This is a genomic window from Flavobacterium granuli (assembly GCF_031456055.1).
GTDB classification, from domain to species: domain Bacteria; phylum Bacteroidota; class Bacteroidia; order Flavobacteriales; family Flavobacteriaceae; genus Flavobacterium; species Flavobacterium granuli_A.
In genome coordinates this window covers 406,624-424,952 of the sequence record NZ_JAVDTX010000005.1, presented here as the reverse complement: position 1 = coordinate 424,952, position 18,329 = coordinate 406,624, and the positions used below count along the sequence as shown (strand labels likewise).

Here is an 18,329-nt window from a genome sequence, read left to right as displayed (position 1 = left end):
TTGCACCAAAAATAAGAATAATTTTTTTGAATGCAGAACTTTAAGTTTTTAAAACCAAATTGGAATGACTATAAATTGTAAAGGACAACTTATTGACCTGTCCACGCCAAAAGTGATGGGGATTTTGAATATAACTCCCAATTCTTTTTTCGATGGTGGGAAGTATAAAAATGAAAAAGAACTTCTAGAAAGAGTTGAAAAAATGTTCAGAGAAGGAGCCAATTTTATTGATGTTGGAGCGTATTCAAGCAAGCCCAATGCCGAGTTTGTTTCTGAAGAAGAGGAAATATCGAGAATTATTCCTGTTGTGAATTTACTTCAAAAACATTTTCCGGAGATTATATTGTCAATCGATACTTTTCGGGCAGGAGTTGCAAAGATTTGTATCGAAAACGGAGCTGCAATTATCAATGATATTTCAGCAGGTAAATTGGATGATAAAATGCTGGAAATCATTGCAAAGTTTCAGGTTCCTTATATCATGATGCACATGAAAGGAACGCCACAAACAATGCAAACACTAACTCAATATGAAGATATAATTAAGGAAGTGCTGTTCTATTTTTCGGAACGGATTGCGGCTGCAAGAGCACTTGGTATAAACGATTTGATTGTGGATCCCGGTTTTGGTTTCGCTAAAACACTGGAGCAAAATTATGCTGTGATGCAAAATATAGAGTTGTTTCAAATGTTAGAATTACCTTTGTTAGTTGGGATTTCTAGGAAATCAATGATTTACAAAACATTGGAAACAAACGCTGAAATGGCACTAAACGGCACTACAGTTTTGAACACCATTGCGTTGACCAAAGGAGCAAAAATACTTAGAGTTCATGATGTGAAAGAAGCGGTTGAATGCGTTCGATTATTTAATAAATTGAATTAATGATGAAATATTTATTTGGGATTGCGTTATTATTTTGTTTTTCCTGCGGTAATAAAGAAGATATTTTATTGCCAAAGGCTGATCGAACTATTGTAAAAGAAGTTGTGGATTTATCTCCTATTTACATTTTTTTTAGAGTAAAAGGAAAAGATACCTTGGCAGAAGTAAACAGAAAAAACAGTATTGGTACAACCAATTGGGTTTTGAATATTGACAAGCGTTTGCCTTTGCGTTTGGTTGTTCCAGAAGTGATAAAATTGCAAGACAAAAAGCGGGGAGATACTGCTCATAAGAATGAAGCTGCCCAAAATTATTATTCATATGCAGATTCGATTGGCAAAAATCTGGCCTTTATTCCCTTCACTAATGTGTATTATAAAATGGGAAAACCAAAAAATGGAATAATTATTTATTTTGCTAAGGAAGGAACAATCAAACTCAATAATGAATTGGTTTTAAAAAATGATTTGAAAAAGCATATCAATAATTTAGAGGACAAATCAGATCAAATAAGATTTTGTTTTGATAGGAACAGCAGTTATGGGAATTATGTACAACAAAAAGTTTTTGTGGATGCAATACTGAAAAAAAATGCTGTTTTGGAAGAAGAATTTATTTATTGATTTTGTTTTAAAAAAAAAGCCTTTCTATTTTTACTAGAAAGGCTTTACTTTTCTTGAAGAGAAGATGTTAGTAACCACCACCACCACCTCCGCCAGAAGTGCCAGTTTTACTAAGTGTTCCGCTTATTTCTCCATTAGGAAAGGCTTCGGTATGTAAGTTTACATAATAATGATTTGCCATAAGTTCAACTATTTGGGCGTCGTTTATTGCAAAAGACAGAGTAAATGGAGTGGTTGCAACAGTTGCATCAGAAAATGGGAATACTATTGCTCCATCGGCTGCATGGATATGACCGTGTGTAGGCATTATTCCTGTATAGGTTACCGTAATTTCAAATGTTTTGGCAGTTTGGTTAAATTTGAGTGTTGCTTTTCCAGATGCCATTGAACCTGTGCCAGCTACTGGAGTCAACGTAGCTTCAAAAGTCACAATTACTGGAGTGGGTGTAGGAGTAGGTGCCGGATCGTCATCACTATTGGAACAAGAAAGTCCAATAAAGAACAAGAACAAAATTGCTAAAAAACTAAGTAAAGATTTCATGATTATGTATTTTTTAGAGTTAACAAAAGATTAAAAAAATACATTTATTAAATTTTATTGAGATTTAATAAAATCATATTAAATTTACGATTTTATTTTTAATTTAGTTTCTTTTTGAGGTATAAAATACTGAAGAATAATGTTTTACATGTATCTTTAATAGTGTTGTTAATTTGATATTTTATACCTGAAAGTTGGAGTTTAAATTCGGATTTGAAGCGGTGTATTTAATAAAATAGTAAAATAGAATTCAGCCTGCAAGTTCTACTGATGGTGATAAGGCTCATTTCTTAAAATGGTAAACCCGCGATACAATTGTTCTATAAAAAACAAACGCACCATTTGATGTGAAAATGTCATTAACGAGAGTGAAATTTTGCCATTCGCTTTGGCATAAACAGTTTCCGAAAATCCGTAAGGACCACCAATTACGAAGACCAATGTTTTTACGCCTGAGTTCATCTTCTTTTGTAATTCTGTTGAGAAGGCAACGCTGGAAAAGTTTTTTCCGTTTTCATCCAATAAAATGAGTTGATCTGTTGGAGTGATTTTAGATAAAATAAGTTCACCTTCTTTTTCTTTTTGCTGACTTTCAGATAGGTTTTTTACGTTTTTGATATCAGGAATAATTTCCAAATCAAATTTGATATAAAAAGACAATCGTTTGGTGTAATCGTCAATTAAGGTTTGTAATGCTTTATTGTCGGTTTTGCCGATTGCGATAAGTTTGATGTTCATCTTGGTTTTATTTCAATGTGACAAAGTTACAAAAGGACTTTGTTTTTTCATCGTTTAAAATAGCGGTTAGTAATACAATTATTATTGAGGTTTGGAATTCCGCCATCCCCTGTAGTTGGTACTGATTTATTGTATGCAGCCATTGCCAAATCTGGATGTGTTTATGTTCATTACAAGAAAAAAAATATTAATTGGTTATTATCGGCTGGTTAACTTTGGGCAGTGTGCCAGCGGCTTTGTTGATTTTATGGATTCTTCATAATTTTAAAACAAATCTTGAAGTTTTGAATATGGTTATAAAATATTGGTTTGGATTGTCTTTTTTTATTTTTAATATCAAAGGGAGGTTTTATTATTACAGTAATTCTAAATCCTGTGAAGATTAAATTTTTTATCAATGCTCTTAGCCTTTATTTTTTTAATTCTTTCCTTTTAGTTTATATGATTAATATTGATTATCAATTTTTTGTAATGATATAATACAAAAAATGCTTGAGAAAAATCTCAAGCATTTTTTGATATACCAAGGTTGTAATTATTATAACTTCATTGTAAGTCCTATTTGAGGAGTAAAATCAGTATGGCTTCCGTAAGATCCTTCTACATAAACTCCCCATTTATCATTCCAAAACCAACGTACTCCAAATTGACCTCCAATGTCGAAATCATCATCGTGTTTGTCATCATTTCCCGCGCCGTTATCATGGTCGTCCCCAATCCAAAAAGCGTATCCAGCATTTGCTCCACCGTATACATCCCAGGCAGCATTTGAAATTCCAAATAAATTATCGAAATAATAATTGGCCTTAACTCCTACAGTTAAAAAATCGATACTTGAATTGGTACTTGCTCCCGGAGCAATTGTAATATCCTTATGAATAGGAATTTCATAATTAATTCCTATATAACCAAAGTTTAGTTCTTTTCTGGCTTGTGCAAATACACTTGCAAAACTAAACGATAAGGCAAAAACGAATAATAAAGTCATTTTTCTCATAATGTTCTATGTTTAAAAGGTTTAAAACAAATATAAGTAAATTTTTTATTAATTCTATTAAGATAATTCGCTTATTTTTATTCACTTTGAATAATGATTTATTTCAACACAAATGAGTGTAATTGTTGGGCGAAATGATATCGTTGGTACCAATCATTATACACGAGTTCTATATTTTCGACTTTGAATTTGTCAAAATCAAAAGTTCTATATTCTTCTAAAGTTATTAATAGGGATTCTTTGTCTATGATTTTTTCTCTAAATCTCATTACTGTAGAATGAGCGGTTTGAATAGCATAACGACTGTCAATACTTTGTTGAAGCCCAGAATTCTTAAAATTTATCCTTAGATTATTCCTCAATTGGTTCAGAGAATCATTACTCATAAATCCTTGAATCATTATGGCAGAGTTGGATGCTGTGATTCCTTCAAAATGAATTTCTAAATCCTTTATGTCTTCGATACTTTTTTGAATGATTTTTTGATACTCAGGAATTGAAATAGTTTTCAAATCAAATCCGTCGTGACATGATATAATGGATAGAACCGTAACGTGAATGTCTGAATTAGGGTAGTAATATTGATTTGGATTATTTTTTTTAAGTTCGTCTAGAAAATCTTGAATTTTATTTTTAATATCAACTGAAGGTCTGATTAATACCGTAATTCCAAATCGATTATCGGAAGAAGAATCAATAAGATTGTCTATTGAATAATAATCGTTTTTTATCTTTTCTATAGAATCGGCGTAAAGACGATCGTAATGCTCCTTCAGATTCATGTTGGTTTTTCTAATTTGACTATTTGATTAATTGCTGGTAGTATTTGGATATAAAGGTATGTCAAATTTGAATTTCTGGCACAGATTAATGATGTTAGGATTGCAAGAGGGATTACTTCACTATGTTTTTATTTTCATCGGAGTTCAGTGAACTTCGTTTGAAGCAAGCTACCGAAGTAGCGCGGATAGCCCGACCACATTAGGGAAAGGGGCAGAATATGCGTGTGCTGAATTTGGCACCTTTTTCTAATGTGGTCTTGCCCAAATGATTTTCAAAATGTCAGTTTGTCATATGATTTTATGTCAGTTGTTTTATAAACTGACAATTTACTTTGTTTTTTATATTGGCATAAAGATTGCTTTAGTGTCTTCGAGCCGTTAAAATAAGTATACAATAAAAATTAAATATATTAAAAATGGGTAAAATAATCGGAATTGATTTAGGTACAACAAACTCTTGTGTTTCTGTAATGGAAGGTAATGAAGCAGTAGTAATCCCTAATGCTGAAGGAAAAAGAACAACACCATCTATCATCGCTTTTGTTGAAGGTGGAGAAATTAAAGTGGGTGATCCTGCAAAAAGACAAGCAGTAACTAACCCAACTAAGACTATTGCTTCTATCAAACGTTTTATGGGACATTCTTTTGCTGAAATCACTGAAGAAGCAAAAAGAGTTCCTTATTCTGTAGTTAAAGGTGACAACAATACTCCACGTGTGGATATTGACGGTCGTTTATACACTGCACAAGAATTGTCAGCTATGACACTTCAAAAAATGAAAAAAACTGCTGAAGACTATTTAGGTCAAACAGTTACTGAAGCAGTTATTACTGTTCCTGCTTACTTTAATGATGCACAACGTCAAGCTACAAAAGAAGCTGGTGAAATTGCAGGTCTTAAAGTTATGCGTATCATCAATGAGCCAACTGCAGCTGCACTTGCTTATGGATTAGATAAAAAAGGAACTGATCAAAAAATTGCTGTTTACGATTTAGGAGGAGGTACTTTTGATATCTCTGTTCTTGAATTAGGAGACGGAGTTTTCGAAGTATTGTCTACTGATGGAGACACTCACTTAGGAGGAGATGATTTTGACCATACAATTATTGACTGGTTAGCTGACGAATTTAAAGCTGAAGAAGGTATCGATTTACGTCTTGACCCAATGTCATTACAACGTATCAAAGAAGCTGCTGAGAAAGCTAAAATTGAATTATCATCTTCTGCAGAAACTGAAATTAACTTACCATACGTAACTGCTACAGCTTCAGGACCAAAACACTTAGTTAAAAAAATAACTAGAGCTCAATTTGAAAAATTAACTGACTCATTAGTAAAACGTTCTATGGCACCAGTTGCTAAAGCGTTGAAAAATGCAGGTTTATCTGTTTCTGATATTGACGAAGTTATCTTGGTAGGAGGTTCTACTCGTATCCCAAGAATCGTTGAAGAAGTTGAAAAATTCTTCGGTAAAAAAGCGTCTAAAGGAGTTAACCCTGATGAAGTTGTTGCAATTGGAGCAGCTATTCAAGGTGGAGTTCTTTCTGGAGATGTAAAAGATGTATTGTTACTTGACGTTACACCTTTATCTTTAGGTATCGAAACTATGGGTGGTGTTATGACTATATTAATTGAGGCTAACACAACTATCCCAACTAAAAAAGCTCAAGTATTCTCTACTGCTTCTGATTCTCAACCATCTGTTGAGCTTCACGTATTGCAAGGAGCTAGAGCAATGGCTGTTGATAACAAAACTATCGGTCGTTTCCACTTAGATGGTATTCCACCAGCACCAAGAGGAGTTCCACAAATCGAAGTTGCTTTTGACATCGATGCTAATGGTATCATCAAAGTAACTGCTACTGACAAAGGAACTGGAAAATCTCATGACATTCGTATCGAAGCTTCTTCTGGATTGACTTCTGAAGAAATCGAAAGAATGAAACAAGATGCTGAAGCTAACGCTGAGTCTGATAAAGTTTTAAGAGCTAAAGCTGAGAAAATTAATGAGGCTGACTCAATGATTTTCCAAACTGAAACTCAATTGAAAGAACTTGGAGCTAAATTAGCTGATGATCATAAAGTTGCTGTAGAATATGCATTAACTGAATTGAGAATGGCTCACCAATCTCAAGACGTTCCTGCAATTCAAACTGCTCTTGACAACATCAACGCAGCTTGGAAAACAGCTACTGAAGCTATGTACGCTCAAGGAGAACAAGGTCAAGCTGCTGCAGAGCCGCAAGCTCAAGCACAAGGAGACAATGTTGAAGACGTTGAATTCGAAGAAGTAAAATAATTATTTCTCTTAGAGAAGTATCACAATGCTTTTTTGCAACATAATAAATGGGGAACCGAGCTAGTAATAGCTCGGTTTTTTTGTTTGGATGATTGAATATTAGTACGTTATTAATTATGTATTTTTTCTTGGTTTTTTAAAATAATAGTTTTTTATTTGTTAAAATAAATGTAAAATTATTATGAAGAAAATCATTGGAATTGGATTATTAGTTATGTCTTTAGTTTTTGTTGGATGTAGTAAAGACGAAGATTCAGAAAGCGCGACAACAGGTTCAATAACTGCTACAATTAATGGAACGCCGTGGATAGGAACAAAAATTATTAATGTTTCATTAATACAATCAGCAAGTTTAGAGGAACAACGATTTGATATAAGTGCCCAAGATGGAAAACAAATGTTAGCATTGGCGATTTCAAGTGATTTAACAACAATAAAGGGAATGCCTGTTCATCCTTATTCATTTGAACTGGGTAATGCTTTATTTCTAAATTCTTATATAGATGGTGCCAATACTTATACTGAGCATTTGCCGGTAAGTGGTCAACTCACAATTACCGCTATTGATACAGATAAGAAAACTATCTCGGGAACATTTAGTTTTCAAAATGAAAAAGGAGGAATGATACAAACAATAATTGTGACTCCAGATGTTGTTAATGTTACTAACGGTGTTTTTACAAATTTGACTTATACAGTTATAACTGAATAGTAAAAAAAAAATATTAATAGAAACCGAGCTAGCAATAGCTCGGTTTTTTATGCTTTAAAGTCAAATACATTATTTTTTTTTGTAATATTACTATACAAATTATTTTATGAGAAAGATTAAATATAAGAAAGGTAAACGATTACAACCATATACGCTAGAATATACAGGTTTACACAAAAATAAAGAGGTTGAGATGCAATTGTTTGTTTATGACGATTGTACTGTAGAAGAATATGAGAATGCGCCTATTAGTTTTTTGGAAAAGCACATTAATTTCACTAAGATAAATTGGTTAAATGTTCACGGATTGACCAATATTGATTTACTTAAGGAAATTGCAGATCATTTCAATATAGATGATTTTATGTTGGCTGATATTTTGAATACAACCAAAAGAACGAAACTTGAGGAAGAGAAAGATGTTTTGTTTTTTAACATAAAGTCATTGTTACCATTGGAAGACTCTGATGAAATAAAGGCAGAACAAATTAGTTTTTTGCTAAAAAAAGGAATCTTGATTTCATTTCAAGAAAAAAGAAGTGATTTTTTTACACACATCCGGGAACGTATTCGAACCAATTCTGGAATTGTGCGCTCGAAAAAAGCGGACTACCTATTGTTTATTTTGTTGGATGCCATTATTGGAAATTTTTATATAACGCTTGAGAATGAAGAAGACAAAGTAGAAGATTTAATTGATTTCACAAAAAATAGTGCTGACCCTATTATTTTGGAGAAAATTGAAAAGCATAGGGATAATTTTAATTTCTTGAAACGTTCCATTATTCCGCTTAGGGATTCTTTGTATGAAATCAAAAGCATTCAGGAGGATGATGTATTTAATGAGATTGAAACTGATAATTTTAGTTTTTTTAGTCGTTTACACCAAAAATGTTTGGAACTTTTGGAACAAATAGAGTCTGATATGGGGGCTTTGGAAAGCGCGTCTAACTTCTTTTTTGCAGCACAAGCTCATAAGATGAATGAGATTATGAAAACACTGACCGTTATTTCGGTGATATTCATTCCGCTTACGTTCATTGTAGGGGTTTATGGTATGAATTTTGATAATATGCCCGAATTGAGAAACCACTATGGTTACTATTATGTTGTGGGTTTTATGTTCTTGGTGGTAAGTGGAATGATTTTTTATTTTAAAAGACGAAGATGGTTTTGATTTTATTGAGCAAATAGTAGTTTATTATTTAAAGCTGATTTTGGTCATATTTGGAAGAAAATTAAATATATAATTTTGTATAAAGCGTTTAAATTTTAAAAGTATGAATATGAAAAAAGCTATATATATCGCAACGATTGAGGAGAATTGTGGTAAGACAATAATTACCTTGGGGTTATTGAGGATGTTGTTGGGAAAGACTGCCAAAGTAGGTTATTTCAGGCCTGTGATTGAAGATTATGAACAGGGAAAAAAGGATACTCACATCGAGATGGTTATATCTTATTTTGATTTAGATATTCAATATGAAGATGCTTATGCGATTACTAAAAGTAAATTAATCAAGAAAAAAAACAATGGAAAATTAGGAGACGTTGTTGATTTGATTATTGAAAAATATAAAAAACTGGAAGACCGTTTTGATTTTATTTTGGTCGAAGGAACCAGTTTTACAGGAGAAGGCACCGTTATAGAGCTGGATATGAATGTTCTGATTGCCAAAAACCTTGGAATACCTACTATCATTGTTGGTTCTGGAGAAGGGAAAACCTTGGAGGAATTAATTGATAATTTGAATTTAGCCCATAATTCATTTAAGGTAAAAGAAGTCGAAGTATTAGCGGTAATTGCAAATAAAGTGCAACCTGAAAATCTTGAATTGGTAACTACAGGATTGCAGAAAAATTTGCCTGAATCTGTTCTTATCAATTCGATTCCTTTAATCGGTAGTTTGAATAATCCGACTATGCAAGAAATTGTAGAAGTATTGGATGCCAAAATTTTGTTTGGTCAGGAATATTTAAATAATCAAGTGAATAGTTATAGCATTGGTGCGATGCAATTGTGTAATTATTTATTACACCTAAAAGAAAATAATCTTATCATCACTCCGGGAGACAGAGCTGATATTATTTTAGGAGCATTGCAGGCAAATGAGTCTGCTAATTATCCTACCGTTTCTGGTATTGTTTTAACTGGAAATATAATTCCAGAAGACAGTATTTTGAAATTAATTGAAGGTTTATCATCAGTAGTTCCAATCATTACTGTGGAAGGAGGAACTTATCATATTGCCAATCAAATTGGAAATATTAAACCAAAAATTTATGCCAAAAACATTCAAAAAATTGAAACTTCAATAAATACGTTTGACAAATATGTTGATTTGGATTCGTTGATTGATAAGTTTAATGCTTTTGAAGCAGAAGGAATGACTCCTAAGATGTTTCAATATAATATGGTGAAAAGAGCCAAAGCGCATAGAAAGCATATTGTTTTGCCGGAAGGAAGCGATGAAAGGATTATTATTGCTGCTTCTCGTTTATTGGCGATGGATGTAGTAGATATTTCTATTATTGGAAACAAAAAGCAAATAGAAAGTAAAGTGGCCGAATTAGGCTTGGACTTTGATTTTAATAAAGTGCCAATCATCAATCCGATTGAGTCTGAAAATTATGAAGATTATGTAAATACATATTATGAGTTGCGTAAAGCCAAAAATGTAACTCTTGGAATGGCTAAGGATTTAATGGAAGATGTTTCTTATTTTGGTACGATGATGGTGTACAAAGGTCATGCAGACGGAATGGTTTCTGGTGCTGCTCATACGACACAGCATACTATTTTACCAGCGTTACAGTTCATTAAAACTAAACCAAACTCTTCGGTAGTGTCATCCGTATTCTTTATGTGTTTGGAAGATCGTGTTTCTGTTTTTGGAGATTGTGCTATCAATCCGAATCCTACTGCAGAACAATTGGCTGAAATAGCAATTTCATCTGCTGATTCAAGTATTTCTTTTGGAATTGAACCAAAGATTGCCATGTTGTCTTACTCATCAGGTTCATCTGGAAAAGGGGATGAAGTGGAAAAAGTACGAACAGCAACCGAAATTGTAAAACAAAAACGTCCTGACCTTAAAATCGAAGGACCAATACAATATGATGCAGCTGTTGACTTAGAAGTAGGACAAAGTAAAATGCCAAATTCCGAAGTGGCCGGTCGTGCCAGCGTATTGATTTTTCCTGATTTGAACACTGGAAACAATACATACAAAGCAGTTCAAAGAGAGACGGGAGCATTGGCAATTGGTCCAATGTTGCAAGGGTTGAACAAACCTGTAAATGACTTAAGCCGTGGTTGTACCATTGATGATATTATTAATACAGTAGTGATTACAGCCATTCAGGCACAGGAAATGTAACTTTTTAATTTAAAGATTGAAATATCTAATAATTTAAAATTAATCTTTAATTTTTCAATCTTTATAATCATTAAATAAATTTTAAATGAAAATAATAATTATAAATTCAGGAAGTTCGTCTATTAAATATCAACTGATTGATATGCCTGCTAATGAAGTAATTTGTAGTGGGATGATAGACAGAATAGGTTTGGAATCTTCAAATTTTAGTTATGTAACCGATACAGTCAAAGTAGAAGAGACCTTACCAATTGCAAATCATAAAATAGGATTGAAGAAGATTTCTCAATTGCTAATGGATGAAAAGGTTGGAGTTATCAAAAGTACGTCTGAGATTGAAGCGGTTGGTCACCGAGTGGTACATGGAGGAAGCAATTTTTCGAATACAGTTACAATCACAACTGAAGTAAAGGAAAAGATAAGACAACTTTCTGATTTAGCTCCTTTGCATAATCCTGCCAATTTAGAAGGGATAATTGTTGCCGAAGAAATTTTCAGCGATGCAAAACAAGTTGCTGTTTTTGATACTGCTTTTCATCAAACAATTCCGGTTGTCGCTCATAAGTATGCAGTGCCAAATTATCTTTTGACAGAAAATAAGATACGTGTTTATGGTTTTCACGGAACAAGTCATAAATATGTTTCAGAAAAGGCAATTGGTTATTTAAATGAAAATAATTCAGGGAAATCATCAAAAATTATTACGGTACATTTAGGAAATGGCTGCAGTATGACTGCGATAAAAGATGGTAAAAGTATTGACACCACGCTTGGTTTTGCTCCAATGAATGGTTTGATTATGGGAACACGAAGCGGTGATGTAGATCCATCAATAATTTTCCATATGGTTAATTCATTAGGGTATTCATTGGATGCAGTGAATAATTTGCTTCAAAAACAAAGCGGAATGCTTGGTCTTACTGGATTTAGTGACTTAAGGGATATTGAGTCAAATGCGGCAAAAGGAAATTTGGATTGCCAATTGGCTTTGGATATGAATGCTTATAGAATTAAGAAGTTTATAGGCTCATATGCAGCTGTTTTGAATGGTTTGGATGCTATTATTTTTACCGCAGGTATTGGAGAGAATTCATCGCATATGCGAAAATTGGTGTGTACCGATATGGATTATTATGGATTGCAACTTGATGATGCCAAAAATGAGATTCGTTCCAAAGAAATCAGAGAAATCAATACTTCAGGTTCAAAAACAAAAATTTTAGTAATCCCAACTAATGAAGAAATAGAAATAGCAAATCAAGTTTATGACTTGCTGTTAAATTAAAATAAAAATTTTTCATCAAAAAGCTTCTGATTTCAGAGGCTTTTTTTTATGTTTTTTATTGGAGAAATCTAATTATATTTATATCAGATAAAAAAACATAAAGGTTTGAAAGCAAGACTACTTCACATATTCTTTTTCGGTTTTATAGCATTGCAGTTAAATGCCCAAGAGTTGCTTCCTTTTGTTGAAAATTACAGTAAATCAAATTATCAAGGAGATAATCAGATTTGGAATGTGGTTCAAGGAAAAGATAATGCCATGTATTTTGCTAATAATAATTATTTGTTACGATATGATGGCGTAAAATGGGAAAAATATATGTTGCCCAACAAAACTGTTATCCGTTCCATTATGATAGACGGGGACCGGATTTACTCTGGTTCGTATCAAGAATTTGGTTATTGGTTTCGTAAAAATGCTAAGATGCATTATGTTTCTCTTACAAAAGGCAAGAGAAAATTTGGCACCAATAATAATGAAGAAATTTGGAAGATTTTTAAGTTTAATAACAAAATTTACTTCCAATCTTTTAATGGTTTTTTTGCCTTTGATGGTAAAGTGATTAAGGAAACAAAGCTTCCTTTTTTGATTTCCTATTGTTTTGTTGTCGATAATCAGTTATTGATTGCTTCTGTTGAGAAAGGGATTTTTAAATGGATTAATGATAAAGTAGAAAAAGCGGATAATCTGTCTCTTTTGGAGAATAAGGTAATTCATGGTATTCAAAAACACCAAAATAGAATTTATTTTTTCACGCAAAAAAGTGGCGTTTTTGTTTTTGAGAATAATGTTTTGAGTGTTTGGGAAAATGATTTGAATGATATATTAAAATCAGCCAATATCAATGTTGCACAATTCATCAAAAACAATAAAATGATAATAGGAACGGCTAACAAAGGCGTTTATATCTTTGATTTGAATGATGGATCTTATAAAAATATAAACCGCAATAATGTCTTGATGAACAATTCGATTTTGAGTGTTTTTCAAGATAAAGAGAATGATTTATGGTTGGGCCTTGATAATGGAATTGCTCATATCGAAATCAACTCTCCAATCTCAATATTTTATGATAGTTCAGGAATTTTAGGATCCGTATATTCTGTGGCTAGTACTCAAAATGGGTATTTGATGGCATCGAATCACGGAGTTTTCAAATATGAAGAAAAACAACTTTCATTAATTCCAAATACACAAGGTCAGGCTTGGAATATCAGCAAAATGAATGATCAATATCTAATTGGCCACAACGAGGGAACTTATATTTTTAAAAACGGATTGTTGAGTAAATTGAGTAATATTAACGGAGGATGGAATTTGGTTAAAAGCAGTATTAATAATTCGTATTTGCAAGCTACATACAGCGGAATTATTATTTACAATGACATCAATGATTTAAGTAAAAATAATGCCATAAAAGAAGTATTAAAGCCTATTAAATATCTTGCGCAAAACAGGAAAAACGAAATCTGGGCAGCGGATAATAATAGAGGTCTGTACCGCATTTTGTATAATGATGATTATGTAACTACCAAAGTTGATAATGTGACCCTGCGCAATAAAATCAGTAATGACTTTGGGGTTAAAATATTTGAGTTTCGAAATGAAATTCTTTTTCTCATAGATAATTCTTGGTACACATACAATTCCATTACCAACCAATTGGAAAATAATGAGTTGTTTAACTCTAATTTTAGAAACGTTTCTGATATCGTAGCTATTGATGAAAATCATTTTATGGTACTACAGGACGGAATTTTGTACAGCGTATTTGTTCAAGGAACAAAATTCATCAGAAACAGTATTCAGGAGAAATATTACAAAGGAAAAATAATCAATGACAATTTAAAAGTGTTTAAGGATAATAATAATTATCTGTTGAATATGGATGATGGCTTTATTTCACTTGATTTAAAAAAGGAAGAGAAAGAGAAAGTAAAAATAAAGATAGAAGCTTTCAATGATGATATTTTGGTTGAAAATAATTCTAAAATCAGCCTCAATTCAGAGCTTAGGATAAATGTAATATGTGGGATTTACGGTGCTGAAAAACCTGATTTATTTTATAAAATTAATGAGTCAAAAGGATATTCTCCAATAAAAGAAGGATTAATTCTTCTAAATAACCTGAACAGCGGTTCTCAAGATGTAGGTATTTATAGTAATGATGGCTCAAATTATAATAAAATTGCAAATTTTCAATTTGTTGTGGCCAAAGCGTGGTATTTTTCATCTTGGATGATTTTTGTTTATCTGATTTTGATTGGGCTTATTCTTTACCTTTATTATATGTGGAATAAGTTAAAATACATTCAGAAACTTAATTTGCAAAAGGAAGAGTTAAAACATCAGAAGGAAATTTTGGAAATGGAGCTGAAGGCTGAAAATGAGTTGAATAGACAAGAGTATGAGAAGCATATTCTGCAATTGGAACTACAATCAAAATCATTGGAAGTTGCTGGAAAATCACTTTCTATTGCTAAGCAAAGCGAAATGATTGAAAATATCCAAAATATTTTGGATACAGAATTAGATTTCAATAAATTAAAGAGTGAAATTAAAAAATCGATAAGAATTAACGCAGTTAATAAACACGAATGGGAGGTTTTTGAAACTAATCTTAATCAAATCAATAATGAATTCATTATTGCTCTTTCAAAAAGATATCCAAATTTGACACCAAAGGATATTAAGCTTTGTGTATACTTAAAAATGAATCTTTCCTCCAAAGAAATTGCTCCAATGATGAATATTTCCTTTAGAGGAGTAGAACTACATCGTTATCGTTTAAGGAAAAAAATGGGGCTTTCTCAGGAAGAATCGCTTTCTATGTTTTTATTATCGTTATAATAATTCACAATTCTTTGGCAATAATATGCAAATTTTATAACTACTTTACCTTATTCTACTACATCAACACTACATCAATGGTGCTAAATGTAGTACTTCAAATATTTTGTAAAGTCTTGTAAAATAGCGGGTTCGTCTTTCAGTTCTGTTTTTTGATGTATTTGTGTAGTAGGGGGTTTTTATTACTAAAACGCTGTATTTGTTTAACTTAGCTAGACTAACTTAAATGTGTAACAAACCTATGAGAAATTTTATCATTAGCTTTTTAGCACTCATTCTGCTTCCAGCGTATATGACTGGTCAAGAAATCAAAGGAAAAGTATTGGATCCGACTGGACTAGGAATACCTGGAGCATTTGTTGTTGCAGGAAATGCCTCGGCTGAAACCGATATTGACGGTAATTTTAGTATTAAGGCCAAAGAAGGTGATATATTAAAAATAAGTTTAGTCGGTTTTGAAGCTGTATCAATTCCGGCAACTTTGACAGCGATGACTGTTACGCTGAAAGAATCTGAAGACACCGCATTAAAAGAAGTGGTAGTTATTGGATACGGTTCAGCAAAGAAAAGAGATTTAACTGGGTCTATTGTTAAAGTACAAGCAAAAGAAATTGCAGATAAACCAAATCCAAACCCGATTGTTTCCGTACAAGGAAAAGTGGCAGGTTTGTCAATTGTAAACTCAGGAAAACCTGGTGAAGATCCAGATGTTAGAATTAGAGGAACAGTGAGTAGATACCAAACAAAACCTTTGTATGTTGTTGATGGTATTTTTGCTGATGATATTAAATTTATGAATGCATCAGATATCGAATCTATGGAAGTATTGAAAGATGCGTCTTCATTGGCTATCTTCGGTGTTCGTGGTGCAAATGGGGTAATCATTGTTACATCTAAAAAAGCGAAAGAGGGAAAAAGCACTGTTAATTTTAATAGTTCTGTTGGTTTTAAGACTTTAGTCGATATTCCTTCGCTCACTAATGGTGCGCAATTTAAGGCCTTATATGATGAACAAAGAGCCAATCAAGGACTAGCTCCTTATGCTCATTATGACAAATTTAATGCCGATACTGATTGGATTGAAGAAATCAGCAACGACAATGCTTTAGTCATAACTAATAACCTAAGTTTCTCAAACGGCACAGATAAAAATAAGTTCTATTTTGGTCTGGGTCATGTTGAGGATGATGGATTGATTGAGAATGAGAAATATAAAAAATTCACTTTCAATGTCAATAATCAGACACAAATAACAGAGTCGATAAAAATAGGGGTATCCATGAATGGATACAATTCATCCCTACCACAGTTGCGTAACTTTGAAAGCTCATTGAGAGCTACACCAATTGTTTCACCTATTAACGCAAATGGGATGTACAATCAATTGCCTTTGGAGATTGGTGCTGCGCAAATCGGAAATCCGCTTGCAGAAGTTGAAGCGAAACGATTCACACAATTGAATGAAGAATCAAAATATATCATTAATGCTTTTGCTGAAATTGAAATCATTGATGGATTAAAATTTAAGGGCTCTTATCAAACAGAAACAAGTTATAGTAAGGGTAGAGGATACACTCCTGTTTTTGATGTTTATGTAAGTGAAACTGATGAAGTAACTCAATACGGAGGTAATACGTTGACAAATGTCAATCAATTCAAAAATGATTTCAACAAGAAACAACAGGACTATAATTTTACTTACAACAAAGATTTTGGAAACCATGATTTTACCCTTTTGGCTGGTTACACTCGTTTAGAAGAAAATTTTGAAGGTGTGAGCGGAACCGTTTCCCAATATGTTGGTGGAGAGCAAATTCCTAATAACAAAAGGTGGTGGTATCTAAACGTTTATCCTTATGGGGATCCAACAACTCGTTTTGCTAGTTCAGATCAATGGGATAGATCCACCGTTTCTTATTTGGCTCGTCTGTTGTATAACTATGATGGTAAATATATTATAAATGGTTCTTTCCGTCGTGATGGCTCATCGGAACTTAGCGAGTCCAACCGTTGGCAAAACTTCTGGTCTTTAGGAGCTGCTTGGGAAATAACCAAAGAGGACTTCATGCAAGATCAAAAGTTTTTTGATTTATTGAAAATTAAAGGTTCTTACGGTATTTTAGGTAACCAATATTCATCGATACATTATCCAGCTTATCCAGCTTATACTACAGGTAGTTCAGCCGTTTTTGGAGAATCTATTGTCCCTGCTTATGTGTTGGCCTATCGTAACAATCCAGACTTGCAGTGGGAGACAGTGACTAGTTATGAAGGAGGGATAGAGATGAAACTTTTTGAAAGCCGAATGAATTTTGAATTCGCATATTTCAATAAAACTACTAAAGATTTATTGACTTTTGTTGATCTTGGAAGCGAAAAATTTTATACCAATGCAGGTGAGATTGAGAATCAAGGATTTGAATTTTCTGCTTCTTGGAATGATGATATAAATGAAAATTTTAGCTATTCCATCAGTGGTAATGCTACCACATTGAAGAACGAGGTGATTTCAGTTTATGAGCCAGGATTCCAAGTTTTTGAAGGCCCATCGATTCTTACTGCTGGCGCGCCAATCGGTTCATTTTATGGATATGTTGTAGAGGGGCTTTATCAGTCTTATGCAGATATCTTAGCTTCTCCACCAAGCTCATTAGGGGATTATGCGCCTGGGGATTTTAAATACAGTGACATAAATGGTGATGGAAAAATTACCACAGATGACAGAACGATAATTGGTAACCCAACACCAGACGTTTCGTATGGTTTTTCTTTGAGTGCAACCTATAAACATGTTACATTGTCATTTGATTTTCAAGGTGTTTATGGGAATGAAATATACAGAGATTGGGGGAATGGTTCAACATTTGCCGTATTTAATTATAGAACTGAAAGATTGGACAGATGGGCTGGAGCTGGTACTTCAAATTGGGAGCCAAGACTAAATGACGGTTCAGGTTATAATAAATTGCCATCAACTTACATGATTGAAGACGGAAGTTATTTGAGACTTAGAAACATTCAGTTAGCTTATGACTTTGACAAAGAGTTTTTGGATAAAACATTTCTTCAAAGTCTAAGAATTTATCTAAATGCTCAAAACCCATTTACTTGGGCTTATAATTCAGGATTCACTCCAGAAGCGGGCGGTACACCAATTTCATTCGGAAAAGACACAGGAGGGTATCCTCTGCCTGCGATTACATCTTTTGGTTTGAATCTGACTTTTTAACATTAA

General features: G+C 32.9%; 13 protein-coding genes. 9 read left to right on the top strand and 4 right to left on the bottom strand.

Going from position 1 to position 18,329, the window contains the following annotated elements; genetic code table 11:
* The first annotated feature begins 64 nt into the window (after positions 1-64).
* Positions 65-886: a dihydropteroate synthase gene (folP, locus tag J2W95_RS12795; protein WP_310007586.1), complete on the top strand. Its 822-nt coding sequence runs from the start codon at positions 65-67 to the stop codon at positions 884-886.
* Entirely contained in the window at positions 886-1,509 is a 624-nt protein-coding gene (locus J2W95_RS12790) for a hypothetical protein (RefSeq protein WP_310007584.1), read from the top strand. Before folP ends, J2W95_RS12790 begins: the two co-directional genes overlap by 1 nt.
* A 67-nt stretch (positions 1,510-1,576) precedes the next feature.
* Here the strand turns inward: J2W95_RS12790 and J2W95_RS12785 are convergent, their stop codons facing one another.
* The 4 genes from J2W95_RS12785 to J2W95_RS12770 all read right to left on the bottom strand — a co-directional run bounded on the left by J2W95_RS12785 (position 1,577) and on the right by J2W95_RS12770 (position 4,567).
* Complete coding sequence (locus J2W95_RS12785; protein WP_310007582.1) at positions 1,577-2,050, bottom strand: CHRD domain-containing protein; 474 nt, start codon at positions 2,048-2,050, stop codon at positions 1,577-1,579.
* Between the two features lie 264 nt (positions 2,051-2,314).
* Complete coding sequence (rlmH, locus tag J2W95_RS12780; protein ID WP_310007580.1) at positions 2,315-2,788, bottom strand: 23S rRNA (pseudouridine(1915)-N(3))-methyltransferase RlmH; 474 nt, start codon at positions 2,786-2,788, stop codon at positions 2,315-2,317.
* A 538-nt stretch (positions 2,789-3,326) separates the two neighbouring features.
* Positions 3,327-3,785: an outer membrane beta-barrel protein gene (locus J2W95_RS12775; protein WP_310007579.1), complete on the bottom strand. Its 459-nt coding sequence runs from the start codon at positions 3,783-3,785 to the stop codon at positions 3,327-3,329.
* Between the two features lie 98 nt (positions 3,786-3,883).
* A complete protein-coding gene (locus J2W95_RS12770) occupies positions 3,884-4,567 on the bottom strand; it encodes a 2'-5' RNA ligase family protein (RefSeq protein WP_310007578.1) in 684 nt (227 codons plus the stop codon).
* A gap of 416 nt (positions 4,568-4,983) precedes the next feature.
* On the opposite strand from J2W95_RS12770, the gene dnaK reads away from it, so the two are divergent.
* The 7 genes from dnaK (at position 4,984) to J2W95_RS12735 (ending at position 18,323) form a co-directional block, all read left to right on the top strand.
* Positions 4,984-6,867, top strand: coding sequence for a molecular chaperone DnaK (gene dnaK, locus J2W95_RS12765; RefSeq protein WP_310007577.1), 1,884 nt, complete (start codon positions 4,984-4,986; stop codon positions 6,865-6,867).
* A gap of 181 nt (positions 6,868-7,048) precedes the next feature.
* The gene (locus tag J2W95_RS12760; protein ID WP_310007576.1) at positions 7,049-7,579 is read left to right on the top strand and encodes a DUF6252 domain-containing protein; all 531 of its coding nucleotides are present in this window, start codon (positions 7,049-7,051) and stop codon (positions 7,577-7,579) included.
* A gap of 106 nt (positions 7,580-7,685) precedes the next feature.
* Positions 7,686-8,756, top strand: a complete 1,071-nt coding sequence (gene corA / locus J2W95_RS12755) for a magnesium/cobalt transporter CorA (protein WP_310007575.1) — start codon at positions 7,686-7,688, stop codon at positions 8,754-8,756.
* Between the two features lie 109 nt (positions 8,757-8,865).
* Entirely contained in the window at positions 8,866-10,959 is a 2,094-nt protein-coding gene (pta, locus tag J2W95_RS12750) for a phosphate acetyltransferase (RefSeq protein WP_310007574.1), read from the top strand.
* A gap of 85 nt (positions 10,960-11,044) precedes the next feature.
* Complete coding sequence (locus J2W95_RS12745; protein WP_310007572.1) at positions 11,045-12,244, top strand: acetate/propionate family kinase; 1,200 nt, start codon at positions 11,045-11,047, stop codon at positions 12,242-12,244.
* 105 nt (positions 12,245-12,349) lie between these two features.
* Complete coding sequence (locus J2W95_RS12740; RefSeq protein ID WP_310007570.1) at positions 12,350-15,094, top strand: helix-turn-helix and ligand-binding sensor domain-containing protein; 2,745 nt, start codon at positions 12,350-12,352, stop codon at positions 15,092-15,094.
* 241 nt (positions 15,095-15,335) lie between these two features.
* Positions 15,336-18,323, top strand: a complete 2,988-nt coding sequence (locus tag J2W95_RS12735; RefSeq protein ID WP_310007568.1) for a SusC/RagA family TonB-linked outer membrane protein — start codon at positions 15,336-15,338, stop codon at positions 18,321-18,323.
* Positions 18,324-18,329: the final 6 nt, after the last annotated feature.